This is a genomic window from Gluconobacter sp. DsW_058 (assembly GCF_002153615.1).
Classification (GTDB): Bacteria; Pseudomonadota; Alphaproteobacteria; order Acetobacterales; family Acetobacteraceae; genus Gluconobacter; species Gluconobacter cerinus.
The window spans coordinates 183,717-210,021 of sequence record NZ_JOPH01000057.1 but is presented as its reverse complement, the minus strand read 5'-3'; the positions used below and the strand labels follow the sequence as shown (position 1 = coordinate 210,021).

20 protein-coding genes, 1 tRNA gene and 1 pseudogene are annotated in these 26,305 nt (G+C 57.4%); 13 read left to right on the top strand and 9 right to left on the bottom strand.

What is annotated here, in order from left to right; all coding sequences use genetic code 11:
- Nucleotides 1-229: 229 nt before the first annotated feature.
- Nucleotides 230-1,042, bottom strand: coding sequence for a mechanosensitive ion channel family protein (locus HK24_RS10930; RefSeq protein WP_086634483.1), 813 nt, complete (start codon nt 1,040-1,042; stop codon nt 230-232).
- 315 nt (nt 1,043-1,357) lie between these two features.
- On the opposite strand from HK24_RS10930, the gene fdhA reads away from it, so the two are divergent.
- A complete protein-coding gene (gene fdhA, locus HK24_RS10925; RefSeq protein ID WP_086634500.1) occupies nt 1,358-2,551 on the top strand; it encodes a formaldehyde dehydrogenase, glutathione-independent in 1,194 nt (397 codons plus the stop codon).
- A gap of 75 nt (nt 2,552-2,626) precedes the next feature.
- A pseudogene (locus HK24_RS10920) lies at nt 2,627-3,197 on the top strand (NADPH-dependent FMN reductase).
- Between the two features lie 75 nt (nt 3,198-3,272).
- Here HK24_RS10920 and gltB read toward each other — a convergent pair.
- From gltB to HK24_RS10905, 3 genes are all read right to left on the bottom strand, one after another.
- Entirely contained in the window at nt 3,273-7,793 is a 4,521-nt protein-coding gene (gltB, locus tag HK24_RS10915) for a glutamate synthase large subunit (RefSeq protein WP_086634482.1), read from the bottom strand.
- Nucleotides 7,790-9,223, bottom strand: coding sequence for an NAD(P)-dependent oxidoreductase (locus HK24_RS10910; RefSeq protein WP_086634481.1), 1,434 nt, complete (start codon nt 9,221-9,223; stop codon nt 7,790-7,792). Before HK24_RS10910 ends, gltB begins: the two co-directional genes overlap by 4 nt.
- Before the next feature lie 173 nt (nt 9,224-9,396).
- A complete protein-coding gene (locus HK24_RS10905) occupies nt 9,397-10,356 on the bottom strand; it encodes a complex I NDUFA9 subunit family protein (protein ID WP_233126238.1) in 960 nt (319 codons plus the stop codon).
- Between the two features lie 110 nt (nt 10,357-10,466).
- Between HK24_RS10905 and HK24_RS10900 the strand changes: the two genes are divergently transcribed.
- The 7 genes from HK24_RS10900 (at nt 10,467) to rpoN (ending at nt 16,062) form a co-directional block, all read left to right on the top strand.
- Nucleotides 10,467-10,553, top strand: a tRNA-Leu gene (locus tag HK24_RS10900).
- Nucleotides 10,554-10,614: 61 nt separating this feature from the next.
- Entirely contained in the window at nt 10,615-11,259 is a 645-nt protein-coding gene (locus tag HK24_RS10895; protein WP_086634480.1) for a ribonuclease D, read from the top strand.
- 21 nt (nt 11,260-11,280) lie between these two features.
- A complete protein-coding gene (locus HK24_RS10890) occupies nt 11,281-12,267 on the top strand; it encodes an SIS domain-containing protein (RefSeq protein WP_086634479.1) in 987 nt (328 codons plus the stop codon).
- The gene (lptC, locus tag HK24_RS10885; protein WP_086634478.1) at nt 12,264-13,034 is read left to right on the top strand and encodes an LPS export ABC transporter periplasmic protein LptC; all 771 of its coding nucleotides are present in this window, start codon (nt 12,264-12,266) and stop codon (nt 13,032-13,034) included. Before HK24_RS10890 ends, lptC begins: the two co-directional genes overlap by 4 nt.
- Entirely contained in the window at nt 13,031-13,975 is a 945-nt protein-coding gene (locus HK24_RS10880) for an LptA/OstA family protein (RefSeq protein WP_086634477.1), read from the top strand. The genes lptC and HK24_RS10880 overlap by 4 nt, the downstream gene beginning before the upstream one ends.
- Nucleotides 13,972-14,727, top strand: coding sequence for an LPS export ABC transporter ATP-binding protein (lptB, locus tag HK24_RS10875; RefSeq protein ID WP_046899759.1), 756 nt, complete (start codon nt 13,972-13,974; stop codon nt 14,725-14,727). The genes HK24_RS10880 and lptB overlap by 4 nt, the downstream gene beginning before the upstream one ends.
- 9 nt (nt 14,728-14,736) lie before the next feature.
- A complete protein-coding gene (rpoN, locus tag HK24_RS10870; protein ID WP_086634476.1) occupies nt 14,737-16,062 on the top strand; it encodes an RNA polymerase factor sigma-54 in 1,326 nt (441 codons plus the stop codon).
- 13 nt (nt 16,063-16,075) lie between these two features.
- Here the strand turns inward: rpoN and HK24_RS10865 are convergent, their stop codons facing one another.
- On the bottom strand, nt 16,076-17,695 hold the full coding sequence (locus tag HK24_RS10865; protein ID WP_046899760.1) for an ABC-F family ATP-binding cassette domain-containing protein: 1,620 nt from the start codon (nt 17,693-17,695) through the stop codon (nt 16,076-16,078).
- 502 nt (nt 17,696-18,197) lie between these two features.
- Between HK24_RS10865 and fucP the strand changes: the two genes are divergently transcribed.
- Complete coding sequence (gene fucP / locus HK24_RS10860; RefSeq protein ID WP_086634475.1) at nt 18,198-19,532, top strand: L-fucose:H+ symporter permease; 1,335 nt, start codon at nt 18,198-18,200, stop codon at nt 19,530-19,532.
- A 56-nt stretch (nt 19,533-19,588) separates the two neighbouring features.
- On the opposite strand, the gene HK24_RS10855 is transcribed toward fucP, so the two are convergent.
- On the bottom strand, nt 19,589-20,755 hold the full coding sequence (locus HK24_RS10855) for a phosphatidylinositol-specific phospholipase C1-like protein (RefSeq protein WP_086634474.1): 1,167 nt from the start codon (nt 20,753-20,755) through the stop codon (nt 19,589-19,591).
- Between the two features lie 216 nt (nt 20,756-20,971).
- Here HK24_RS10855 and HK24_RS10850 point away from each other — a divergent pair, with 216 nt between their 5' ends.
- Entirely contained in the window at nt 20,972-23,359 is a 2,388-nt protein-coding gene (locus HK24_RS10850) for a TonB-dependent receptor (RefSeq protein WP_086634473.1), read from the top strand.
- A 93-nt stretch (nt 23,360-23,452) separates the two neighbouring features.
- Here the strand turns inward: HK24_RS10850 and HK24_RS10845 are convergent, their stop codons facing one another.
- The 3 genes from HK24_RS10845 to HK24_RS10835 all read right to left on the bottom strand — a co-directional run bounded on the left by HK24_RS10845 (nt 23,453) and on the right by HK24_RS10835 (nt 24,666).
- The gene (locus HK24_RS10845; RefSeq protein WP_086634472.1) at nt 23,453-23,815 is read right to left on the bottom strand and encodes a RidA family protein; all 363 of its coding nucleotides are present in this window, start codon (nt 23,813-23,815) and stop codon (nt 23,453-23,455) included.
- A gap of 10 nt (nt 23,816-23,825) precedes the next feature.
- Nucleotides 23,826-24,077 (bottom strand): DUF1150 family protein, encoded by a 252-nt coding sequence (locus tag HK24_RS10840; RefSeq protein ID WP_046899765.1) that lies wholly within the window; start codon nt 24,075-24,077, stop codon nt 23,826-23,828.
- Between the two features lie 76 nt (nt 24,078-24,153).
- Nucleotides 24,154-24,666, bottom strand: coding sequence for an Hsp20 family protein (locus HK24_RS10835; protein WP_046899766.1), 513 nt, complete (start codon nt 24,664-24,666; stop codon nt 24,154-24,156).
- A 166-nt stretch (nt 24,667-24,832) separates the two neighbouring features.
- Between HK24_RS10835 and def the strand changes: the two genes are divergently transcribed.
- Together def and fmt are read left to right on the top strand one after the other, a co-directional pair.
- Nucleotides 24,833-25,387 (top strand): peptide deformylase, encoded by a 555-nt coding sequence (def, locus tag HK24_RS10830; RefSeq protein ID WP_046899880.1) that lies wholly within the window; start codon nt 24,833-24,835, stop codon nt 25,385-25,387.
- 6 nt (nt 25,388-25,393) lie between these two features.
- The gene (fmt, locus tag HK24_RS10825; RefSeq protein WP_086634471.1) at nt 25,394-26,305 is read left to right on the top strand and encodes a methionyl-tRNA formyltransferase; all 912 of its coding nucleotides are present in this window, start codon (nt 25,394-25,396) and stop codon (nt 26,303-26,305) included.

The window sequence follows — 26,305 nt, the reverse complement described above, 5'->3', positions numbered from 1 at the left end:
TCTGCAAAATATGGACTTCAGAGCCAGAAAGATTCATCATCAATCCAACCCATCAAACCACGGGACTAAACAGCCAGTACGTCGGGTCCACCACCAATTTAAGAAATCGCCGTTTCAAACCGAGTGAGTATTTCTGAGGAGAACAACGGCGCTGCGTTCCTAATGGAACACGCTCCAAAGATTATAATGCGGCCTACCCAGCATAATCCCGGACAGGCCTCGAAAAGGTTCAAGCAGCAGTGCGGGCCGTAACACCCAGACGGAAGCCTTCTTTCTTCAGCGCCTGAATGGATGCTTCAGAATACTTGGCAACCAGCGGCGTTACGTTCCCCGGTGCACACCAGAAGCTCAGCGTCACGGCGACATTGGCCGGACGGGGCAGAAACGAAACGGATGGCGCGGGCGTCTTGAGAACCAGAGCGTCATTTTCAAACAGCCCCAGAAGCAGTGCACGAGCCTTGTCGATATCGTCGTTGTAATCAATCAGCAGACTGACCGACGCCAGAAGTCGCTCTGACTGCGAGCTGTTGATGACAACATTGTTCGAGAGCGTCCCGTTCGGCACATAGACGATGTCATTGCTGGCATCCTGCAGGACGGTGCGGAACATCTCGATCGAAACAACCGTTCCGGTATTACCCGCTGCGGTAATGGAATCACCGACCTTGAACGGACGGAACAGTAGGATCAGCACGCCACCCGCAAAGTTGGCAAGACTGCCCTGAAGCGCCATGCCAACAGCCAGGCCAGCCGCGCCCAGAACCGCGACGAAAGACGTCGTTGCAATGCCAACCATCGAAGCAACGCTGATCAGCAGAAGCGCCTTCAGCAGCAGCCCGACGACACTGAGCAGAAAGCCCCTGAGGGTCGGCTCAATGTTGCTTGCAGCCATCATGCGGCCCATGCCGCGCGTGATCATGTTGATGATGGACCAACCCACCAACAGCACGATAATCGCCAGAACAAGCTGCCCGACGTAACTCAGAAGAGTGGGAAGCCAGCCATAAAACTGTCCCCACAATGTATTGACGTGATTTTCCATGAACCCCTCTGTCGCTCGTTCAGTTGGCACAGCCGTGCCTATAGATGGCTCACAGGGTAGTGGGCTTCCATGGGCGGCTTCAAGTCTGGCTTGAAAAGTTGGTCACCTCTTAATTCACAAATCATCCGGCTCAGAAGGTAGCCTTAGGCAAAGGATAGAAATTTCCATCACGTTCGAGCGAGAGGCGCGTCTGTAGCCCTATGTCACGGTTCCAGAGTGCGCGGCGAACGTTGAGGTCTCTGTACGACAACATTTCGTCGTGCCGGGCGACCCCGGCCGCAAGGGATGGCCGCTGCCCGAACCCGGAGAGAAGCCATGTCTGACGAAAACAGAAGGGTCGTTTATCTTGGCCCCAGTCATGTTGAAGTCCAGCGGATCGACGACCCCAGAATGGAAACACCCGATGGCCGGAAGATTGACCACGGCGTCATTCTCAAGGTCATCTCCACCAATATCTGCGGCTCCGACCAGCATATGGTCCGAGGGCGCACGACAGCGCCATCCGGGCTGGTGCTCGGTCACGAAATTACCGGCGAAGTCATCGAAACCGGATCGGATGTCGAGATGGTTCACAAGGGCGATCTGGTCTCCGTTCCCTTTAACGTCGCCTGTGGGCGATGCAGATGCTGCCGGGAACAACACACGGGCGTATGCCTGACAGTCAATGCAAGCCGCGCGGGTGGCGCCTATGGCTATGTGGATATGGGCGGATGGATCGGCGGACAGGCCCGCTACGTCATGGTTCCTTATGCCGATTTCAATCTGCTGCGCTTCCCTGACAAGGCTCAGGCACTTGAGCGCATCAGAGACCTCACAATGCTGACCGATATTCTCCCCACCGGCTTTCATGGCGCCATCAATGCCAAAGTCGGTGTGGGCTCAACGGTCTACATTGCGGGCGCCGGGCCAGTCGGTATGGCCGCAGCAGCATCGGCACGCATTCTAGGCGCTGCCGTTGTCATGATCGGCGACTTCAATCCTGAACGCCTCGCCCACGCGAAAGCGGTCGGGTTTGAACCTATCAACCTCCAGAACCATGACCGGCTCGGAGACCTCATCGAACAGGTCATCGGGACACCGGAGGTTGACAGCTTCATTGATGCCGTCGGTTTCGAAGCCAAGGGGTATGACGGAAAGGAACAGCCAGCCGTCATCCTCAACCAGGCTATGGAAGTCACCCGTCCAGCCGGTGCCATCGGTATTCCGGGCCTGTACGTAACGGAAGATCCGGGCGCCCATGAAGCTGCGGCGCAGAAAGGCAACCTGACACTCCGGCTGGGTCAGGGCTGGGCCAAAAGCCAGTCGTTCCACACCGGGCAAACACCCGTTCTGAGATATAACCGACAACTGATGCAGGCCATTTTGCATGGACGCCTGCCCATCGCAGATATCGTCAACGCCACCGTGATTTCACTGGAAGACGCACCACGCGGCTACCATGATTTCGATAACGGCGCTCCGCGCAAGTTCGTTCTCGATCCTCATGGAATGCTGAAAAACGCAGCCTGACTCTTACTTTGTGTCATGACCCGTTCCCTGTTGGATCATGACACAAAAACCCGGCTCTTCGACGGAGACCAATCCATGCCCAACGACACGCCTCTGCATTTCTTCACCCTGCTCGGAAGCCTCCGCAAAGCCTCCTCTAACGCGTCGGTTGCGCGCGCCTTGCCCGAACTTGCGCCCGAAGGGGTTTCCATTACTCCGCTCGGATCAATCGGATACTTTCCCCATTACAACGCGGATCTTCAGGACGCAGGCTTTCCGTCCCCCCGTTCTGGCCATGGCGGAACAGATCCAGGCTGCAGACGGCGTCATTATCGTGACCCCGGAATATAATTATTCCATTCCCGGCGTACTGAAGAACGCCATCGACTGGCTCTCCCGCGTAGCGCCTCAACCTTTTAGTGGAAAACCTGTCGCCATCCAGACGGCGTCCCCCGGCATGATCGGAGGGGCCAGAGCGCAATACAACCTCCGACAGAATATGGTGTTTCTGGACGCCATTGTTCTTAACCGCCCAGAGGTCATGATTGGCATGGTCGCAGGGAAAGTAGATCCGGAAACGCTGAAACTGACTGACGAACCTACCTGCAAGTTCATTGCCGGCCAGATCGTTGCCCTTGCTGCATTAGCTCGAAAGCTTAGGAACTGACCCCGCAGAAGGTAAAAGAAAACCCCGCACCAGAAACCTGATGCGGGGCTTTCAGACTTTAATCGATCGAAGCAATCAGGCTGAAAGCTTGGACAGATCTTCCTGCACATAGCCAATGACCTTGGCATATTCGCGGGGAACGATGTGCCAGAACTGCTCCAGCGTATGCTCCCAGCAATGCAGCAGGTCCGCGGCGTAAGTGCTGCCCGTTTCTTCCACATGCTGCTCGACCAGCGTGCGCAGTTCCACATCCCAACGGCTACCCGGCTGCACGCGGTTCCACATCACCGTGTCCGGATTGATGCGGGATTCAAAGCGATTCTTCGGATCAAGCACATAGGCCATGCCGCCCGTGAAGCCGGCACCGAAGTTATCGCCCGTTTCACCGAGGATCACGACCTTGCCGCCGGTCATGTACTCGCAACCGTTCGAGCCACAGCCTTCAACTACAGCCGTCGCCCCGGAATTACGAACCGCGAAACGCTCACCAGCCTGACCCGCCGCAAAGAGCTTGCCACTCGTTGCACCGTACAGAACCGTGTTGCCAATGATCGCGTTCTCTTCCGAACGCCACTGGGACGACGGAGACTGACGCACAACGATCGTCGCACCCGAAAGCCCCTTACCGACGTAATCGTTGGAATCCCCTTCCACGATCATCTTCAGACCCTGCACCGCGAACGCACCTAGGGACTGACCAGCCGACCCACGAAGCGACAGCGTGAGCTGGCCTTCCGGCAGTTCGTGCATCCCGAACTGACGGGTGATCATGCCGGAAATACACGTCCCGATCGCGCGATGCGTGTTCTGCACGTTGTAGTGCAGATGCAGCTTCTCACGACGTTCGAACAGCGGGATCGCGTCCGCCACGATCTGTGCGTCCAGCGTTTCCGGAACCTCGTTACGACCTTCGCGGGTGCAATAACGGGCATGTTCACCCGGATCGGCCTGCACCAGCAGGGAGTTCAGATCCAGATCGTCCAGATAATCCGCGCCGCGAGACACCTGACGGAGCATATCCGTCCGTCCAATGACGTCCTTCAGGGAGCGAACGCCCAGATCGGCAAGGATATGGCGGATGTCTTCAGCAATCAGCGTGAAAAGATTGATGACCTTCTCCGGTGAGCCCTCGAACTTCGCACGCAGCTTTTCATCCTGAACGCAGACGCCAACCGGGCAGGTGTTGGAATGGCACTGACGCACCATGATGCAGCCCATGGCCACCAGCGCGGCCGTACCAATACCGAACTCTTCCGCACCCAGCATCGCCGCCATGACAACGTCACGGCCCGTCTTGATGCCGCCATCCGTCCGCAGCACCAAACGATGGCGCAGACGGTTGAGCATCAGAACCTGATGCGCTTCGGACAGGCCCATTTCCCACGGCAGACCCGCGTAATGGATCGAAGACTGCGGGCTGGCACCCGTACCACCGGAGTGACCAGAGATCAGGATGGCATCAGCCTTCGCCTTCGCCACACCGGCCGCAATCGTGCCGATACCCGTTCGGGCAACCAGCTTCACGGTAACGGTTGCCGTCGGGTTGACCTGCTTCAGATCATAAATGAGCTGGGCCAGATCCTCGATCGAATAGATGTCGTGGTGCGGCGGCGGGGAGATCAGCGTCACACCCGGCGTCGCATGACGCAGGCGGCCAATCAGCTCCGTGACCTTGAAGCCCGGAAGCTGTCCACCCTCGCCCGGCTTCGCGCCCTGGGCCATCTTGATTTCGATTTCGCGGCAATCATTCAGATACTGCGCGGTCACACCGAACCGGCCAGACGCCACCTGCTTGATCGCGGAAGACGCATTGTCCCCGTTCGGGCGCGGCTTGGAACGCTCGGCGTCCTCGCCACCCTCACCGGAGTCAGACTTCGCGCCAATCCGGTTCATGGCAATCGCCAGTGTCTCATGCGCTTCGGGGCTCAGAGCACCCAGCGAGATGCCCGGCGCGACAAGACGACGACGGATCTGCGTGATGCTTTCAACCTCGTCCACCGGGATCGGTGCATGAGGTGCCTTGAAGTCCAGCAGGTCACGCAGGGCGACCGGCGGCATCTGACGCACGGCGTCCGCGTAACGGCGATACAGCGTGTAGCTGTTGGCCGAAACAGCGCTTTGCAGCATGTGCACAAGCTGGCCGGAGAACGCATGCGTCTCACCCTGACGGCGCAGCTTGTAGCGACCACCGACCGGAAGGGCTTCAACCTTCTGGTCCCACGCAGCCGCATGAGCCTTCAGGATGTTGCGGGCGATACCCGGCAGACCAATGCCGGAAATACGAGACGGCATCCCCGGGAAAAACTCGGCCACCAGCGCACGGGACAGACCAATGGCTTCAAAGTTGTAACCACCGCGGTAAGCCGAGATGATGGAAATACCGAACTTGGACATGATCTTGAGCAGACCCTTGTCCACTGCCTTGCGGTAACGCTCCATCGCCTCACGCATTGTCATCTGGCCGAACAGGCCACGACGCAAACGGTCCGCGATGCTGTGCTGGGCCAGCGCCGGGTTCACCGTCGTCGCACCAACACCGATCGTCACGGCAATGGCGTGAACGTCGATAGCACTGGACGTCCGCACGTTCAGGGACGTGAACGTACGCAGGGAATGACGCACAAGGTGAACATGCACGGCAGCCGTCGCAAGGATCATCGGCACGGCCACACGATCCGGCCCGGTATTCTCATCCGTCAGGAACAGATGGGTGCAACCGCCACGGACATGATCTTCCGCCTGAACGCGGATCGACGCGATGGCCGCACGCAGCCCTTCCTCGCCGTCCTCAACCGGGAAAGTACAGTCGATCGAGGCTGCGTTCTCACCGCAGACTTTCCGCAGTTCATCAAACTCACCAACCGTCAGAACCGGGCTGGGAAGCTGAAGCAGATCGCACTGTTCCGGACGCTCGTCGAGGATGTTCCCGAGATTACCCAAACGCGTGATCAGGCTCATCACCCGCGTTTCACGCAGGGAGTCGATCGGCGGGTTCGTAACCTGGCTAAAGCCCTGGCGGAAGTAATGCGACAGGCCACGATAGATCTTGGACAGAACCTGAAGCGGCGTGTCGTCACCCATGGAGCCCAGGGCTTCGGCAGCCGTCTCGACCATCGGGTGAAGGATGGTTTCCAGCTCTTCATGCGTCAGGCTGACGGCCATCTGCTGGCGACGCAGCACGTCCGCAGCCATACCTTCCGGCTCGACCACATCCCGCACGATCGGCTCAATATTGCGGATGCGCTTGACCCAAGACTGGAAATCCTGACGGGAGGCCAGCATTTCAAGCAGTTCATCCGGCTGATAGAGGCGACCTTCCTTAAGGTCGAGCGCCAACGTCTGCCCCGGGCCAAGGCGCCCACGACGCTGAATACGCGCTTCCGGCACGCGAACCATGCCCGCTTCCGAACCCACGATCAGCAGGTTGTCATTCGTGATGGAATACCGCAGCGGACGCAGACCCGCACGATCCAGCCCGGCGATGACCCAGCGGCCATCCGTTGCACAGACCGCAGCCGGGCCGTCCCACGGTTCGATAACCGCATTACAGTAGCGGAACATGGCCCGGGCTGCCGGAGAAATCGCGGAGTTCGCACCGCTGGATGCTGGAATGAGCATCATCTTGGCCATCGGCGCGCTGCGGCCACCGAAGGTCATGAGTTCGAAGACGTTATCCAGCGCCGCCGTATCCGAACCCGCAGCCTGCACGACCGGCTTCAGATCCTCCATGTAAGGATCGAGTGCCGCGTGTGACAGGCGCGTTTCGTGCGACCGCATCCAGTTGGTGTTGCCGGAGATCGTGTTGATCTCACCGTTATGCGCCACCTTGCGGAACGGCTGGGCCAGCTTCCAGGTCGGGAACGTATTGGTCGAGTAACGCTGATGGTAGATCGCGAACCGCGAGACGAAACGCTCGTCCAGAAGATCCGGAAAGAAGTCCGTCAGGTTCTCGGCAAGGAACATGCCCTTGTAGATGACAGAGCGGCAGGACAGCGAGCAGATATACAGATCCACCTGCTGACGGGTCGCCTGCTTCTCGATGCGACGACGCAGCACATACAGATCACGCTCGAACTCGTCTTCCGAGCGAGCCAGCGTATTGCGGATCATGATCTGTTCGATTTCGGGGCGCGTCTGGTTGGCTTTCTCGCCAATGCAGGCCGTATCGATCGGCACCTGACGCCAGCCGTAGATTCCGTAACCGAAGTTCAGAACCTCGGTTTCAATAATCTGACGACCGGCTTCCTGCGACGCCAGATCCGTCTTCGGCAAGAACACCATACCGACGGCAATGCGACCGTCGATCGTGTCATCGCTGGAGCTGTTATGAATGGCTTCCGCGAAGAAATCCTGCGGGATTTCGACATGGATACCCGCACCATCGCCCGTCTTGCCATCAGCATCGACAGCACCACGATGCCAGATGTTGCCCAGCGCCTCGATCCCGGCCTTCACAACAGCGCGGGACGGCTTGCCATCCAGAGCAGCCACAAGGCCCACACCACAGGAATCTCGCTCCTGCGTCGGGTCATACAGACCCTTCAGGCGTTCGACGTTCTCAGTGTATTCGCGGATGAAATCGGTGTTCTGTGTCATTCCGCGGCCTCCAGCGCCAGGGTCTCGGTCAGAGAAAGGTGAATTGCATCAGCCGCATCACGGCCGTCCTTGATGGCCCAGACAACGAGGCTCGCACCACGGACAATGTCGCCACCAGCGAACACGCCCGGCAGGCTCGTCTGGAAACCGCCCGGCGGAACCGTCAGCGTGCCCCAGCGCGTCACGGCAAGCTCCGGCTGCTGCCACTGGCCCGGCAGGTCTTCCGGATCGAAACCCAGCGCGCGGATCACAAGGTCGCCTTCAATAATGGAATGCTGGCCCGTGCCTTCGATAGAGCGGCGGCCCGTAGCATCCGGTGCACCAAGACGCATTTTCAGCACCTTCACACCTTCAACCGTGCTCTCGCCCAGAAACTCTTCCGGTGCTGCCAGCCACTCGAAGTTCGCGCCTTCTTCCTCGGCGTTGTAAACTTCCTGACGGGAGCCCGGCATGTTCGCACGGTCACGGCGATAAACGCAGGTAACCTTCTCGGCGCCCTGACGGATAGACGTCCGAACGCAGTCCATGGCCGTATCGCCACCACCGATGACAACAACACGACGGCCCTTGGCATGAAGTGCTGCATCTTCACCGGGGTCTTCGTCATATCCACGACGGTTCGAGGCCGTCAGGAAGTCAATTGCATCCACAACGCCGTTCAGGTTTGCACCCGGAACATCTACGGAGCGCGAACGGTAGACGCCCGTCCCAAGGAACACCGCGTTATGACGCGTCCGCAGATCATCCAGTGAGGTTTCCCCCTCACCCGCACCGATTGGGGTGGAAAGGTGGAAGATGATGCCCTGCTCTTCCAGCAGCTTGTGACGACGGGCCACGACATGCTTTTCCAGCTTGAAGCTCGGAATACCGTAAGTCAGCAGACCACCCACACGGTCCTGACGTTCATAAACATGAACCTCATACCCGCGTGCCCGCAGACGCTCCGCACAGGCCAGACCGGCAGGGCCGGAACCCACGACGCCAACACTGACTTTGAGTTCACGATCCGGCAGGCGCGGTTGCACCCAGCCCTGCTCAAAAGCATTTTCCGTAATAAAGCGTTCGACAGCACCGATCGTGACGCTCTCGAACCCCTTCTGGATCACGCAGTTGCCTTCACACAGGCGATCCTGCGGGCAGATGCGACCGCAGATCTCCGGGAAGGTATTGGTAGCCGAAGACATCTCGTAGGCTTCCTGCAAACGGTCTTCTGCCGTCAGCTTCAGCCAGTCCGGAATGTTGTTACCCAGAGGACAATGCACGGAGCAGAACGGAATTCCACACTGAGAGCAGCGAGAGGCCTGCTCTTCAGCGCGGCTCATCGCAAACCCACGGTAAATCTCTCCAAAGTCTGCACGACGCTCAGCAGCGTCACGCTTCTCCGGAAGGATCTGTGGGTGATTGACGAACTGCAACATCCGTTCGGCCATGCGCCGTGTCTCCTAAAAACAGAACGCACGCCAAAGCGTACGAAATTTGTGGAATACCAGCTATTCCGTCAGTTTGCGCGATAATAGTCAGCAATACTTACCAATATAAAAAAACCGACCTCATAACGTCACTTTTCCTGCGTCAGTGTCACATTTTATAGGTCCGATACGGATCAATCAGGCTTTAGCTGGCGATAAAGCTTACAGATGCTTCCGTTCAGATACCCCGGAACCACCATTCCCAGTGATGCAGGATGGATTCCGAGTGCCTGCAAGGTCTCAGCTCCCGGCTGCACGACATTATCGACAGACATCATGGCCACCTGGTCTCGCGTCAGCAGATGGCCGGGCAACTTCTCCAGAACAGTCGCTTCAAGGCGGGCTATCACTTGCGGGATCGGGAGCAGAATTCTTTTACGACCCGACGCTTCGAGTACGAACGCCATAAGCTCACGCATACTCAGGATATCGGGACCACCGGCCTCAACCGTTAGACCTGCATTCTCCGGTTGCAGAAGTCGTAGCGCTGCTTCTGCAACATCTTCCACAAATACCGGCTGATAATATGTGCGGCCAGCAAAAACCGGCAAAACAGGCGATAGCGCTGCGATCAAGGCGAACAGATTAAAGAAACTGTCGTCCGTCCCGAACACTACAGACGGGCGAAGCAGACGCGCATCAGGAAAAACGTCCCGTACGACACGTTCTGCAGCCGCTTTACTCCGGCCATACGCCCCTGGAGACGTCAAAGAAGCACCAATGGCAGACATATGAACGTAGTGTTTCACACCTGCCAGATGAGCCCGCACAGCTGCGAGCCGAGCACCCTCGACATTAATGCGATGCAGAGTCTGCACATCTGGCGTCATGACAGAGACAAGATTGACGACGGCATCTACACCATCAAACAGACGATTAAGCTGCGCTGCATCATTGACCGACGTTTTCAGGAACTCGACGCGCCCTGTTCCACGCGCTTTTCCAAGCCCCTGAATTTTTTCGGGATTCTGACTCCCCACACGAACGACATGCCCTGTAGCAACCAGCTTTCTCACCAGGCTGCGCCCGATAAAACCACCACCACCAATGACAGCGACCTTCTGCTGCCCGGCACCCGAAAAAAGTTTTTCCATTTCCCTGTTTTCTTTCATTCCAACTGTTGACGCTCTCATTCAGTCAATGTAAACGCCTCTTCACCAACCCGGGATGCCTCAGGAAACTGAAAAAAACCGGTGCTTTCTGAGCCCAGATGGCGGAATTGGTAGACGCGCAGGTTTCAGGTACCTGTGTCCGAAAGGACGTGGAAGTTCGAGTCTTCTTCTGGGCACCACGGACGGTCAGGTTCATAAGAACCTTCCCCTCTGAGTTCATAAAAATTCGGTGACAACAAAATGAGCCAGCAGAACGCCATCCATCTTCATGACGGCGACCTGCCGGAAGATTTTGATATTGGCCCTGTTGTCGCCATAGATACCGAGACCATGGGTCTCAATCCCCACAGAGACCGCCTCTGCCTTGTGCAGCTTTCCGCCGGTGACGGTGAAGCACATCTCGTGCAGATCAAGCCTGTCTCCATGGGCGGCCGTGGCTACGATTGCCCTAATCTCAAAGCCTTCCTTTCGGATGACTCGATTACCAAGCTGATGCACTTCGCCCGCTTTGACGTGGCCGTGCTCCAGAAAGCCTTCGACATCACGATTTCTTCTGTCATCTGCACCAAGATCGCTGCCCGCCTAGTCTATACGTTCACGGACCGTCATGGCTTGGCCTATCTGTGCCGCGACCTGCTTGGCGTCGAGATCAGCAAGCACCAGCAGAGCTCGGACTGGGGCGCTGAAACCCTGACGGACGATCAGAAGCGCTATGCTGCATCTGACGTGCTCTATCTCCATGCCCTGTGGGACAAGCTTGAAGCCATGCTGATCCGGGAAGAGCGCCGGGAGCTGGCTCAGGCCTGCTTTGACTTCCTTTCAGCGCGCACCCGTCTGGATCTTCTGGGCTACGACGAGCCCGACATCTTCGCACACCGCGCGTAATCGCCTACACTGCGCCCCGACATGATAAACCCGGCTACCTCGCCCCTTCCCTCGGCCCTGCACACTCTTGCTGTCGAGCGACAGGGGCTTGAAGCGCTCGAAAGCGCCCTCGGCGGCTCTCTGGGCCAAGCTTTCAGCCACGCCATTGAGCGGATCCTTCTCTGTTCTGGCCGGCTGATTGTCACGGGGATCGGGAAGTCGGGTCATATTGGTCGCAAGATTCAAGCCACCCTTGCCTCTACCGGAACTCCGTCTCTTTTCGTGCACCCCGCAGAAGCCGCGCATGGTGATCTGGGCATGGTGGCGGCAGGGGATGTCATTCTTGCTCTCTCGAATTCCGGCGAAACCACAGAACTTGCCGCAATTCTGTCGTATGCGTCGCACAGACAGCTGGATGTGATTGCCATAACATCCGTCGAGACCTCGGCTCTGGCCCGCGCTGCCAAGATTGCTCTGGTTCTCCCTCCCGCCAGAGAAGCCTGCCCCATGGGATTGGCTCCCACTACGAGCACGCTTCTTCAGCTTGCCCTTGGAGATGCGCTGGCCATCGCCCTTCTGGAAAAACGCGGCTTCACAGCCAACGATTTCAGCGTGTTTCACCCAGGCGGTCGCCTGGGCGCGCGTTTGCGCCCGGTGCGGGAGCTGATGCACACCGGAGAGGCCCTTCCACTCGGGGAAAAATCTCTCTCGCTTCGTTCGGTCATTCTGGAAATGACGCACAAAGCTTTTGGCTGCATGGGCGTGACGGACGAGAATGGCGCGCTGTGCGGCCTCATCACGGATGCGGATCTTCGGCGGGCCCTCCACAGCGATCTTGACACGACCACGGCGGAAGAGGTCATGAATCTCTCTCCGACCACGACAGCCCCCTCGACCCTGGCACAGGACGTCCTTCTTCTCATGAATGCACGCTCCAAACCGATCACGAGTCTTTTCGTCGTTGGCGAGGACGGACGCCCACAGGGCATCATTCACCTGCACGATCTCCTGAGGGCGGGCCTAGCATGACCGACTCGCCCAAGGATGACAAACGCCCCAAACGGGACGACTTTTCAGGAAACCGGAGCGAAAGCCTCGCCAAGCTTGACGCCCTGCGCCGTGCAGCATTCCAAAAGGTACGGACCGCCCCAAATCCGGAAGAGCTGGCCCGCCGCCGCTCTCTTCTGGGGTTCGCCAAATGGGCACTCCCGGGGCTTGCACTTGTTCTGCTGAGTTCAATTGCGGCATGGCCCGAGATCTCTCATCTCGTCAATCAGAACCGTGCCGCTCTGAAAGAAATGGCCCGCCTGCGCGTTGAGAGCGGCAATATGGAAAATGCCGTCTATCGCGGTCTGGACGCCCATAACCACCTGTACATGATCACGGCACGCGTTACGCATCAGGAAGGCCCGGACCGTGTAGATCTGGTTGATCCGGTGGCGGATATCGAGCTGGCAGGCAATTCCTGGGCGCACATCAAGGCGGATCGTGGCGTCTACATGCAGCACGAGCAGACCTTGAATCTGGACGACAACGTGGTGCTTTACCGCGATGACGGGACGCTCATGAACGGCCCTTCCGCCGATATGGACCTGAAGCAGGACGTTATTGCATCCCGCGACTGGGTCCACGCCGAAGGCCCATTTGGCAAGCAGGACGCGCAGGGCTATTTCCTGGACCAGCATGCAGGTATCATGCAGTTTACAGGGCCGGGTCTGACGGTCCGCAACGACGATAACGGCCCCCCTTCCATGGCGGCCCGCCTCCGCCAGGAAGGAGCCAAGACAGAGAAATGATGAGCCGCATCGCCAGACTGCTTCCCGTTGCAGGACTTCTCCTCGCTACCACCGCCACACCTGCCGCTTATGCGGATGGGCTGGATATGTCTCACGGCGAGGCCGTTAAGCTGTTCTGGAAAAACGAGGAAATCTACGACCGGAACGTCCAGACAGTTACCTTGACCGGCGGTGCCCGTGCCGTACGGGGGGATGTAACGGTCGATGCCGATACGCTGATTGGCTATCTGCGCAAGAAAGCGGCTCCACAGGGGCAACCAGCCACACCGCCGCCGGCCGCAAATGGGCAGACGGGTGAAGCCGACCCGATGGGTGGCTCCCTCGAGCTGTACCGCATCGAAGCTCGCGGTCACGTCCATATCTATAACCAGACGGACCAGGGCTGGGGCGACCGTGCCCTGTATGACATGGATCAGGCCGTCATGGTCATGACCGGCAAGAACCTCAAGCTTACGACGCCGCAGGATGTGCTCACTGCACGTGACGTCATGGAATATCATTCCAAGACCCGCATGTCGGTCGGCCGTGGAAACGCAACTGTCACCACCAATGACGGGCGCCAGATCAAGGCTGACGTGCTGGTCTCCTTCAGTGCACCGGACTCCCCTGCACCAGCAGGACAGGCCCAGCCGGCGAAAAGCGACGGCAGCCCTCTCGGTGGCGGCTCTTCCAAATTGGATCGTGCTTATGGCTGGGGCCATGTCGTGCTGCGCACCCCTACCCAGACAGCAACCGGGGACAGAGGCGTCTATGTCTTTGCCAGCCAGATCGCCCGCCTGATCGGCCACGTGCATGTGACGCAGGGCCAGAACCAGAACAACGGGTCTCAGGCTATCGTCAACATGAAGACCGGCATTGCCACGATGCTGCCAGGATCTGACTCTCCTATTCAGGGACTAGTCGTTCCAAACGAAGCCAACAGCAGCCAGGCACCAAAGTGACAGACACATCCCCCTCATTTCCCGTGCTCCAGACCGGTCTGGTCGCCAGCGGGATCGGCAAGACCTACAAAAAGCGGGCTGTCGTCAAGAACGTGTCCATTCAGGTTCAACGCGGTGAGGCCGTTGGCCTCCTCGGACCGAACGGCGCAGGCAAGACGACAAGCTTCTACATGATCGTAGGGCTGGTCCAGCCAGACACAGGCACCATTACGCTGGATGGCGCAGACATCACCCAGTTGCCGATGTATCGACGGGCGCGTCTGGGCGTTGGTTATCTGCCACAGGAAGCCAGCATTTTCCGCGGCCTGAATGTCGAACAGAACATCATGGCTGCGCTGGAAGTGATTGAATCCGATCCGGAAAAACGCGAAACCATGCTGAACGGCCTTCTCGCGGAGTTCGGCATTACGCATCTGCGCCACTCGCCGTCCCTGGCCCTGTCCGGCGGTGAGCGCCGTCGTCTGGAAATTGCCCGCGCCCTGGCCAGCCAGCCGAACTATATCCTGCTGGATGAGCCTCTGGCCGGTATCGATCCGATTGCCGTGGGCGAAATTCGCGATCTTGTGTCTCACCTCAAGGATCGTGGCATCGGCGTGCTGATTACGGACCATAACGTCCGCGAAACGCTCGAGGTCATTGACCGCGCCTACATCATGCATGGTGGTCAGGTTCTGATGGAAGGGACACCGGAGGCCATCGTCGCCAACGAAGATGTGCGCCGGGTCTATCTTGGAGAGAACTTCTCGCTCTAATCTGACGGGATGCTCAGTCCCAGTCTGATACAGCGTCAGTCGCAGTCGCTCGTCATGACGCCGCAGTTGCGTCAGGCGATTGCGATGCTGCAACTGGGCCATCAGGAACTGACGCAATCACTTCAGCAGATTGCGGAACTGAACCCCCTTCTGATTCTGGAATCCACCGACACGGCTCCCAACACAGAGCCCGCGGATCCTGCATCTGAATTGCACGACGATGACCCGGAACGCTTTACTTCGGGTTCGGAACGACCAGAGACTGCAGCCCCCGGCCTCACACTTCATGATGATCTGATTGCCCAGATCCACCTCCAGTTTCCCGTTCAGCAGGACTGTGCCGCCGCTCTTTATCTTCTGGCTTGCCTCGATGAGGCCGGACGATTGCCGGAAGCAGTTTCAGGCCTTGCGGTCGAACTTGGTGTCGAGCCCGCTGCTCTTGAAACTATCCGCCAAGTTCTGATGCGACTGGAGCCTGCTGGTCTTTTTACACGCTCCTTGGAAGAGTGTCTGGCGGTCCAGCTGGAACAGAAAAATCGGCTAGATCCTGCCATGCAAATTCTTCTGGCTAATCTCGATCTTTTATCCCGAAGGGACTGGCGGCTGCTCCGCCAGAAATGTCAGCTCGAACAGGACGACCTGCTCGATATGCTGACAGAAATTCAGGCTCTTAATCCCAGACCGGGCTTTGATCCGCGCCAGCCAGTCTCCCCCATTCAGCCAGACCTGATCCTCCGCAAAAATGGTCCTGGATTCCGCCTGACATTCAATCATCGTCTGCTGCCCCACTGTCACGTGGATCTGGAAATGCAAAGCGCGCTCGACAGTTCAACAGACGCCGGGCGACAGCTACTTGCTTATGCAAGCGAGGCCAATGCTGTCATCCGCGCGCTGGAAATGCGTCGACAGACTATTCTGAAGATCGGAGCAGAAATTGTCCGTCAGCAGGCGACGTTCTTTGAAGAGGGCCTCTCTGCTCTCCGCCCCCTCACCATGCGCGACCTCGCCACAGGCGCAGATGTGCATGAAAGCACGGTCAGCCGGGTTGTGAACGGGAAGTACATAGATACACCCCGCGGCATTCTTCCGCTTCGTATGTTTTTCTCTACGGCTCTTCAGGCCAGCGATGGCTCCACACAGAGTGCCAGTGCCATTCAGCACCGCATCAAAACGCTGATCGCTTCAGAAGGCGATGGCATCCTGTCAGATGATGCCCTGACGACCCAACTTCAAAAAGAAGGGTTCGCCATCCAGCGCCGGACAGTGGCAAAATATCGGGAAGGCATGGGGATTGCAAAATCCAGCCAGAGGCGACGCCTGAGGAAAACCTCCTGACGTCCCAACCCGCTTAATGCAGACCCGGCGCTTCTTGCCCCGTACGCGCCACGTATTCCGTATATCCACCACCATATTGATGCACACCTTCCGGCGTGACTTCCAGAACGCGATTAGACAGGGCTGCCAGGAAGTGACGATCATGGGAAACGAACAGCATGGTTCCGTCATAGTCTGCGAGGGCCGTGATCAGCATTTCCTTCGTGGCCATGTCCAAATGGTTGGTTGGCTCATCGAGTACGAGAAAGTTCGGTGGATCAAAGAGCATCAGAGCCATAACAAGACGGGCCTTTTCGCCACCAGATAGAACCCGGCAACTCTTTTCCACTTCGTCACCCGAAAATCCGAAACCACCAGCGAGCGAGCGTAGAGCGCCCTGATTGGCCTGCGGGAACGTATATTCCAGCATTTCAAAGACTGTTCGGTCGCCATCAAGAAGGTCCATGGCGTGCTGGGCAAAATACCCGATCTTTACATTACTGCCGACGGTCACGGTTCCGGAATCAGGCTCCGTTGTTCCCGTCACAAGTTTTAGCAATGTGGACTTGCCGGCACCGTTCACACCCATGATGCAGCAGCGCTCACGCCGACGGATCATCAGATCCAATCCATCATAAATTGTGCGGCTGCCATACCGCTTGTCCACGCCCTGAATATTCACGACCACATCGCCCGAACGCGGAGCGGGGGCGAATTCGAAGCTCATGGCCTGACGACGCTTCGGCGGCTCCACACGATCAATCTTGTCCAGCTTCTTCACACGGCTCTGAACCTGCGCGGCATGAGACGCCCGGGCCTTGAAGCGCTCGATGAAGTTGATTTCCTTGGCCAGCATGGCCTGCTGACGCTCAAACTGTGCCTGCTGGTGCTTTTCGTTCAGGGCCCGTTGTTCTTCATAGAATTCGTAGTTTCCAGAGAACGTCGTCAGGTTACCGCCATCAATTTCGATCACTTTGTTGATAATACGGTTCATGAAGGCACGGTCATGGGACGTCATGAGCAATGCGCCATCGTAACCAGCAAGAAACTGCTCAAGCCAGATCAGACTTTCCAGATCAAGATGGTTGCTCGGCTCATCGAGCAGCATGACATCAGGTTTCATCAGAAGAATGCGGCCCAGCGCCACGCGCATCTTCCAGCCGCCAGACAGAAGACTAACATCTCCGTCCATCATTTCCTGGCTGAACCCGAGACCATGAAGAACCTCACGCGCCTTGCCATCCAGCGCATAGCCACCAAGATCCTCAAAGCGGCTCTGCACTTCGCCAAAGCGCTCAATGATGCTGTCCAGCTCATCCATCCGCTCTGGGTCGGCCATGGCAGCTTCCAACTCGGCCAACTCGGCAGCCACTTCCGAAACGGCACCTGCCCCGTTCATGACTTCCGCCACAGCACTATGGCCGGACATTTCACCAACATCCTGGCTGAAGAAGCCTATGGTGACGCCACGATCCGTCAGGACATTCCCTTCATCCGGCTCTTCCTGCTTTGTGATCATGCGGAACAGCGTGGATTTTCCCGCACCGTTTGGACCGACAAGGCCCACCTTCTCGCCCTTCAGAAGAGCGGCCGAGGCCTCAATAAAAATGACGCGCTGGCCGTTATGCTTGCTGATGTTGTCGAGACGAATCATGGGTCCTCAGAGGAACTGAAAAGCGGGAAACAAGGGATTGTCGGGACTTACCGTTATCCCAACACGGGCGGAACCCCTGAAAGCCAAAGTCTATACGGGAACCCGCTTTATTCACGCGACAGACGACATCTTCTTCACGCCGCACCTACCCCCGGCAATGCTGAAAAGGCCGGTCATTGCATATGGTTGAGGAGCGCTAACCCTGTCACGGCATGAAACTCACGCATCACGCGAGGACAAGCCTCTCAAATTAAGAATAAGGGCAAAATGATCTTTGACTGGGCTTATGGCGCGTTCCCGTTCCCCCAAGCCCAACTGACCTCCATCGAATGTGATCCATGTTCGAGACGGCATAGCAAAGCGAATGAGCATTATCGCTTTTAAAACATTTTATGTGTGATATATCCGCTTAATATAACAACAAACCAATCATATGCATCTCTTACGCAGATACATCCTTATCCCAAACTTTAGCGCTCAATAAACTTCTGTGAGGCAATCCGTGGCCAAGTCCGATCCTGTCGTCCAACTCCCGGACGGCTTTTATCTGAACCGCACACCCCTTCTGGCTTTTGGCCTCCTGTGTTGCCTGTTCTCCCTCTGGGGCTGTGCGATGAGCCTCAATGATGTGCTGATCGGGCAGTTCCGCAAAGCCTTCATGCTGTCGGATTTTCAGTCCGCGCTCGTGCAGTTCTCATTCTACATCAGCTATTTCGTGCTGGGCATTCCAGCAGGCATGATCATCAAGCGCTTCAGCTACAAATGGTCGATCCAACTCGGGCTGCTCTTGTATCTGATCGGCTGCTGCCTCTTCTTCCCGGCTGCCCATTTCGCGACATACCAGATCTTCTTCGTCGCGCTCTTTGTCGTCGCGGCAGGATTGGTCTTCATCGAAACTGCGGCCGATACCTATTGCACCCTGCTCGGCCCTCCGGGACGCGGAACGCACCGTCTGAACTTTGCCAGTGCATTTCAGCCAATTGGCGCCATTCTTGGCTCCAGCATGGGGGCCTACCTGATTTTCAAGGATGGTGACCTGTCACGCGAGCAGCTTTCCGCCATGCCCGCCGCTCAGGCCTGGCAGCATCAGCTCGGCATGATCCACGCAACTCTTGAGCCATATGTCTATATTCTCGGCGTTCTGCTGGTGGTCATGATCGCCATTGGCGTCACGCGTTATCCGGCCTGCAAAGGACGCGATCAGCAGCGTAGCCACGAACTGGATACGGCCGGCGCCCTCAAACGGCTGTTCGCCAACAAGCGCTTTGTCCTCGGTATCCTGACACAGTTTCTGTATGTAGGTGCGCAGGTCGGCGTCTGGAGCTTCATCATCCGGCTTTCCATGCGACTGGGGCACATCAATGAACGACAAGCCTCCGTATACCTGATCGCCTCATTCTGTGCGTTCTTTGTCGGCAAGCTGGTAGCCAACTTCTTCATGCGACACGCACGCCCGGCACGGGTTCTGTTCGTTTACAGCCTGCTCTGCATCGTGGCGCTAGGCTATGCGGTGATGGTGCATGACTTCACGGCTGTGTACGCGGCCATCCTCGTCAGTGGGCTGCTCGGCCCCTGCTGGCCAACCATCTATGGCCTGACCGTCGATGAACTTGGCCATGACCGCGCATATGGCGGGTCCATTCTGGTGATGAGCATCAGCGGCGGTGGCATTCTCCCGCTTCTGCAAGGCTACATCTCGGACGCAACGGGCGGAAACATGCAGCTTGCATACATTGTTCCGATGGGATGCTTCGTCGTGATTGCAATGTTCGCGGCGTATTGCATGAAAAGCGGCGACGAAACGGCAGAACACGTCGTGTTCGACGCCACGCTTTGATCCAAGAAAAAGGGCGAGCACTAGCTCGCCCTTCATGACCCAACAGCCTGAAGGTCTCAGTCCTTGATCAACGCGCCATCCCGGCAGTCCTTGGGAGCATTAACCGGATTGCATCGGGCCACCGCCTGATTGGCAAACTGAACCTTGTAGTCATGCCAAGGCGCGGGCTCGAGAGCCGGATAATCAGTGCTGATGATCTGCGCGCCACTCTTAAAAGATACGTCTCGGCGGCTCAGGTCATTCTGTCGCGCCTCAATCGTGTTGGCATCCGCCCGCGTCCGAACGAGATAACCCTGCCGAACCAGTTCCGGGATTGTTCGGGCAGCCTCAGCATTATCAAAAGACGCGCCTTTCTGACCGGCGAAACCTTCATTGACCTCCGTATAAGCCGCATCCGGATCACCCGGTCGGCCATTGGTAAACAGAACGCGCCCCTTCAGACCCGGATGGCCCAATACATAACGGGCGGTATCCTGAGGGCGATCCAGCACGAAGATGATCTTGCCACGCGCAGACGCCAGTGTCGGCCAGCCTTTCGTTCGGATCGCTTCATTGACCGAGGCTGACGTCCCCCGAACATCGTCAGGAATCAGGAGATGATCACGGCCAATAACATCCGTGATTTCCTTGTCGAGACGATCATAGGTTACAGGCGTAAACGTCTCGGGAACCGTGAATGTCATCTTGTCGCTTTTGAATGGGATGTCCTGTTTTGTTTCGACATCAATGAACACCGGGAAATGCCCCGGATGCTCATCTGACCACGTCCGGATGATCTGAAGGCATTTGCTGAAAGGTTCGCAGTTCGAGTGCTGGTCAATGTCCACAATATGCATGACCTTGAAATCGGTACCCTGCATGGCTGCAGCAGATGCCGGATCAGCATCGGGGGTAATGCCGCTTTTACGCTCCCACTCCGGCCCCTTTGGATGACTATACTGACCGCCCTGAGTATCGGCATAAATGTCAATTTCGAGCTGGCGAACGCCACCATCGAGCTGCCGGTCCAGTGTCGTGTGCTTGTAGTCCAACGCTTCTGCGGCTTTTGGGGAAACCGCCTGAAGCCATTTCAGCGTCGCGGGGGAAAGATCCGTTCTGTAACTATTATGGGTTCCAATGATCTGAACCTGATTCAGATGTAAATCCTTGGGGATTTCCTGCGCCAAGGCCGATGATGCAAGACCAAAGAAAGAAAAGACCAGTCCATACGTGAAGCGGTTCATGTGATGTCATCCATTTCTCAGAAGCGACGGGATGACAGATCACTACAAGACATATGACAACCGTAATGTTTTGAACGTTTTATGATGATGACTTATTTATTTCATTTCATGTTCATAAAAACATCCTTTGAAATGATCTGGAAGCGCCCGTAGTTCCACCCATGCCTCCTTCCGGGAGGTGGCCTCAGGCCAAACGTGCCGTGTGATGGAATAACAATGCCTTCCTACAAGAGACGTTCTTTTTATCTGCTCTGCGCCTCCGCACTCGTTCCAGCATTGATCTGCAGCACCGGTCCGGCACAAGCCCGCGTCCATCACACCGGAAAAACCCAGACAAAACAGACGCCTGTCGCTCCGGCTCCAAAATCCGCACCAAAAGTTCCACACGATCTGGAAGGCCACTCAGCCGAGAGCATGAGCATTCGCGCCAGCCGCCGGGCACTGGGCGGCGGCATGATGGTGCATCATACGGAAGCCAAAACCATCAGCACCGTCACGCAGGACTATATTTCCAAACAGGCCCCAACCGTTACGCCCGGCGTTCTGGCCTCCAGCCTTCCCGGCGTACAGGCCACCAATGAAGGGCCGCTCAGCACGACCGCAGAAACCATCCATATCCGTGGCCTGGATCAGACGCAGATCGGCATGGTGTATGAAGGCATTCCCCTCGCCGACCCGTTCACTTACGGCGCCTATACGTCCGCTATGGTCGATAACGAGAACCTGGGGTCCGTCTCCGTCAGTCAGGGCTCGTCAGACCTCACGGCACCCGTTTACAACGCTGACGGCGCACAGATGACACTGTCCCTGCGACACCCCGCAGACAAGATGACAGCCTATGCCGAAGCCTCCGGCGGCACACACAGCACGAACAAGGAATTCGTCCGGTTCGATATAGGTGAAATCGGCCATAGTGGCATCCGGGCTTTTGCATCCGGCTCTTATTCCAGCGCCAATCTCTGGCGTGGCCCGGGACGGATGGATCGCTGGCATGTGGATGCCGCCATCGAAAAGCGATGGGCCCCCAAAAGCAGCTCCGAGCTGATTTTCGGATATAACAAAGCCAACCAGACCGAGTGGCTCTACCCGACGCTTGCGCAGTGGAACACTTACGGCACCGGCTACAACACGCACGGGACCTACACGAAGGGTGACACGCTCTATTACAAGCTCAACACCAAGGCGACGAATGCCGTAGTCGGTGCGCTTAAAAACCATTTCGATTTCGGACATGGCCTGACGCTTGACGCTGAACCCTATGCCATCGAGACGTTCGGCCCCAACAACTACGGCGTCAATATTCCAGCGTCCAACGGCTATGTCGGCACCCAGCAATATTCATCCTTGAACGGATATGAAGGCCAGACCGGAAATGTCACAGCCATCAGTATTCACCCATGGGTCCAGACGTCCAGCGGCATCAACCTTGTTGGTGCCTGGCATCGTGGTTTCAATACGCTGAAACTCTCCTACTGGTATTCTTATGCAGTCCATACCGAGTACCAGAACCATTATCCGGTCAATGCATCCGGCCAGTACACCGAGAATAACGGGTACCTGACGGCCTTCAACAACGTGTCCGTCAGCCAGTACAACATCAATGGCTTTCAGCAGCTGAACGCCATCGGTCTGGAAGATCAGGTCAAGCTCTTCCATGACCGCCTTACCATCGACGCGGGCCTGCGTGCCAACATGATCTCCCGCAGCTTCAGTCAGGATCTGCCAGGAGCCAATTTTAAATCCGTGGAGAACATGTTTGTTCCCATCCCGCAGGTCCTGATCAGCTACCAGTTTGATCAGAAAAACCAGATCTACGTGAACGGCACGACCGGTTATCGCGCACCGTCTTCTTTCCAGGCACAGGTCCCGGTTTACAGCTTCACAAGCGCAAATAGAGCTTCACTTCCGCTGACAAATTTCCAGCCGGAATACATGATCGGCGAGGAAATCGGATACCGCCATTCGGGCGATATCATGTTCAACGTGGCGCTGTTCAATTACAACCTGACGCATCACCAGATCACCAGCGTCTCGTATCTTCCCAACTCCACCATCATGATCAGCCAGCCGATCGATGCGGGTGGCGAAAGCGCACAGGGCGTGCAGGCTGAAATTTCAACGCGCCCCTGGCACCATATCAGCGCCTATGCGTCCGGCCAGTTCATGCATACGCGTGTTGGCAACAACATCGCCTATCAGGGTGACTATCTGCGCACGAAGGGGAAGCAGGAAGTCGCGTCCCCGAAGTTCACCGGCGCTCTGGGCCTGACCTATGACGACGGCACCAACTTCGCGAACTTCAACCTGCGCTACACGGACTCCCAGTACGCCACACTGATGAATGACCAGTCCATTCCGTCCTACATCACATCCGATATTTCGCTGGGTCGCTATCTTCCGAAAATCGGTCGGGTTCGCCCGAAGGCCATGCTGAGCCTCATGAATGTCGGGGACAATCACTATCTGGCACAGGTTAACGGCTTCTCCGGCAACGCCACAACAACACGCGGCGTCTATGGAAAGACACTCTCCGCGTCTCAGCCGACCTACAGCGTTGGCACAGGCTTCGCTGCAGTTGTCTCCGTCTCTGGGACGTTTGAATAAAACCCATAGCGGGATCTGGCGGGTCCCGGACAAACAAAAAAAGCGGTACAGCCTCTTTGGCTGTACCGCTTTTTTATTGGGAGTTGTTTCTGCTCAGCGCAGGGCAGCAATCGCCGTAATTTCCACTCGCCAGTCCGGATCGGCCAACTTGGCCTCAACCGTGGCACGGGCGGGCTTATGGCCCGTATCCAGCCACACATCCCAGGCCTTGTTCATGTTCCCGATCTCGTTGATGTCGGTCAGGAAGATCTGAACAGACAAAATACGCGTCTTGTCCGTACCCAGATCCGCCAGAAGCACGTCAATCTGGTGCAGGATATCAGCCGTCTGGCCTTCAGTATCCAGCGTGGCGTCATCCGCGACCTGACCGGCGAGATAAGCCAAGCCATTATGGGTCACGACGCCAGCAAGACGATTTTCTTCAAGATGGCGGGTAATGTCGGGATTAGTGCTCACGCCGGAACCTTCACTGAAGAAGAGTAGGAATCAATTCATGTTCGAGGATCGCGTCCATAGCGCTTTCCTCATCCTCAGCAACGGCCATCGGTGTGCCGTCAGCAGCGTGAATAGCTACCATCAGCTCGCCGTCATGCAGCACTGATTTGACATAGGCCAGCTGGGACATGCCCAGCGTCCGGAGCTGCGGCCCCGTAATCCGCCTCAGATCTGCGGGGAGCACATCTTCCTGCCCATCACTGTTTTCGAACGGGTTGTTCAATTCATAATCCTTACTGACACCTGAGGGCCTTTTCAGCCGCAGTCAGGTTGAAACATTCATACTGTCGATACGTGACTTACTCGTCGTCAAGTTCCCGCACAGGCCGGGTGCGCCGGGCCGTCTTGACCACAGGCGGAACAACTTCGTGCTGAACCGTCTGCGGGCTCCCGCCAGTGCGCCGTCCTTGCGTGATAGCAATCCGTTTGACACGGACTTCAGGCTCCGGACGTAGAAGATCGATATGAAGCAGGCCATTATCAAGCCATGCCCCGCCAATCTCTATGCCTTCAGCCAGAACAAACGCCTTATGGAACTGCCGTGCAGCAATACCACGATGTAGGAAGATCCGTCCCTGGCTGTCATCGGTCTGACGTCCACGGATCACCAGCTGGTTGTCTTCCTGCGTGATCTGAAGGTCATCCATCACGAACCCGGCTACAGCCAAGGTAATCCGGAGCGCCGTCTGGCTCAGCTGCTCGATGTTGTAGGGCGGGTAACCGTCTGACGTAGACTTGGAGGCACGCTCGAGCATCTGCTCGAGATGATCAAAACCAAGGAACATCGGGGATGTAAACAAGCGACCGGACATAGGGCTAGAGCCTCCTCCATGAGCGAGACAGCGGGAACCAGACCCTCCATGAGGCATCTGACGTGACCCTAGGATATGGTGGAGCAGGCTTTCTATGCAAGTTCTGCCTCGGGAAATGCTTGCTCGGGACTGGCATAAACAGCCGTCGCTCGCTACATCGCAAGGCATGAGCGAATTCGATTTCCTGTCCGGCATCGACGCGGTGCCGCCGACCCCGATCCTGATTGCCCCTGCGCCCGTGCTGCGTCAGGTCACCCGTGACGTCCGCGCAGAGGACATGGCGTTCCTGCGTGAGCAGCTTCCAGGCATGTTTTCCGCCATGTACAAGGCTCCCGGCATTGGCCTCGCGGCCCCGCAGGTTGGTCTTGATATGCGCTTTGCCCTTGTGGACGTCGCTGAAGAAGATGCCCCGCGCGAACCCATGGTTCTCATCAATCCGGAGATCGTCACGGATTCCGAACAGATGGCCGTACGGGAAGAAGGCTGCCTCTCGCTGCCGAACCAGTATGCGGAAGTCATCCGTCCCGAATCGATTCGCGTGCGTTACCGCGACCTCGCGGGTGAGATCATCGAGCGTGATGCTGATGGCCTGCTGGCCACATGCATCCAGCATGAAATGGATCATCTGGAGGGTATCCTGTTCGTGGATCACCTCTCCACACTCAAGCGCAACATGATCATGCGCCGCCTGGCCAAAGAGCAGAAGCTGAGAAGGCGTTAATCTCTGATGCGTCTGATCTTCATGGGTACGCCGGATTTCGCGGTTCCGGCCCTGCATGCCCTCATGGCCGCAGGGCACGAAATCGTTGCCGTTTATACACAGCCTCCTCGTCCGGCAGGACGTGGCAAGGCCGTACGGCGCTCTCCTGTCCATGAAGCCGCCGAAGCGGCAGGCATTGAAGTGCGTACCCCTGCCCGCGTTCGCCGGGACGCAGCAGAGCATGAAGCGTTTGCGGCTCTCGATGCAGACGCCGCAGTGGTTGCTGCTTACGGGTTGATCCTGCCGAAAGCCATGCTGGATGCCCCGCGTCTGGGATGCCTGAATATTCACGCCAGCCTGCTTCCCCGCTGGCGCGGAGCTTCTCCTATCCAGTCCTCCATCGTGGCTGGAGACACCAGAAGCGGCGTTTCCATCATGCAGATGGACGAGGGTCTCGATACGGGCGCGGTCCTGCTGGAAGAAACCACGCCAATCAGCCTGTCAGACACCGCCAGCACACTCCACGATCGTCTGGCGGAAATTGGCGGCAGGCTGATTGTTCGAGCACTGAGTGAGCAGCCTCAGCCTGTGCCACAGCCTGAAGACGGCGTGACATACGCGCATATGCTGAAGCGCGAAGACGGACGTATCGACTGGTCACGGTCCTGCGAGGACATTGACCGCCAAATTCGGGGGCTGACACCATGGCCCGGCGCATTCACGATGCTAAACGGTGTCGTCCTCAAAATCGGCGCAGCTACCCCACGCCCCGAAATTGCAGGACCTGTTGCCGGTAGCGCACTGGATGATGCTCTGACCATTGCCTGCGGCACCGGCGCACTGCGCATTGACCGTATCCAGAAACCCGGACGCAGCATGATGGACGCTGCAGATTTCGTACGCGGACAAGCAATTCCGGCAGGCACACGCTTTGACTGA

Coding starts and splice junctions, on each gene's coding strand:
- HK24_RS10910 (WP_086634481.1), bottom strand. CDS start 9,223: ATGGCCGAACGGATGTTGCAGTTCGTCAATCACCCACAGATCCTTCCG.
- HK24_RS10835 (WP_046899766.1), bottom strand. CDS start 24,666: ATGTCCGGTCGCTTGTTTACATCCCCGATGTTCCTTGGTTTTGATCAT.
- HK24_RS10930 (WP_086634483.1), bottom strand. CDS start 1,042: ATGGAAAATCACGTCAATACATTGTGGGGACAGTTTTATGGCTGGCTT.
- HK24_RS10855 (WP_086634474.1), bottom strand. CDS start 20,755: ATGAACCGCTTCACGTATGGACTGGTCTTTTCTTTCTTTGGTCTTGCA.
- HK24_RS10865 (WP_046899760.1), bottom strand. CDS start 17,695: ATGATTCGTCTCGACAACATCAGCAAGCATAACGGCCAGCGCGTCATT.
- fmt (WP_086634471.1), top strand. CDS start 25,394: ATGCGTCTGATCTTCATGGGTACGCCGGATTTCGCGGTTCCGGCCCTG.
- HK24_RS10880 (WP_086634477.1), top strand. CDS start 13,031: ATGATGAGCCGCATCGCCAGACTGCTTCCCGTTGCAGGACTTCTCCTC.
- lptC (WP_086634478.1), top strand. CDS start 12,264: ATGACCGACTCGCCCAAGGATGACAAACGCCCCAAACGGGACGACTTT.
- fdhA (WP_086634500.1), top strand. CDS start 1,358: ATGTCTGACGAAAACAGAAGGGTCGTTTATCTTGGCCCCAGTCATGTT.
- HK24_RS10905 (WP_233126238.1), bottom strand. CDS start 10,356: ATGGAAAAACTTTTTTCGGGTGCCGGGCAGCAGAAGGTCGCTGTCATT.
- HK24_RS10850 (WP_086634473.1), top strand. CDS start 20,972: ATGCCTTCCTACAAGAGACGTTCTTTTTATCTGCTCTGCGCCTCCGCA.
- HK24_RS10890 (WP_086634479.1), top strand. CDS start 11,281: ATGATAAACCCGGCTACCTCGCCCCTTCCCTCGGCCCTGCACACTCTT.
- rpoN (WP_086634476.1), top strand. CDS start 14,737: ATGCTCAGTCCCAGTCTGATACAGCGTCAGTCGCAGTCGCTCGTCATG.
- gltB (WP_086634482.1), bottom strand. CDS start 7,793: ATGACACAGAACACCGATTTCATCCGCGAATACACTGAGAACGTCGAA.
- HK24_RS10895 (WP_086634480.1), top strand. CDS start 10,615: ATGAGCCAGCAGAACGCCATCCATCTTCATGACGGCGACCTGCCGGAA.
- def (WP_046899880.1), top strand. CDS start 24,833: ATGAGCGAATTCGATTTCCTGTCCGGCATCGACGCGGTGCCGCCGACC.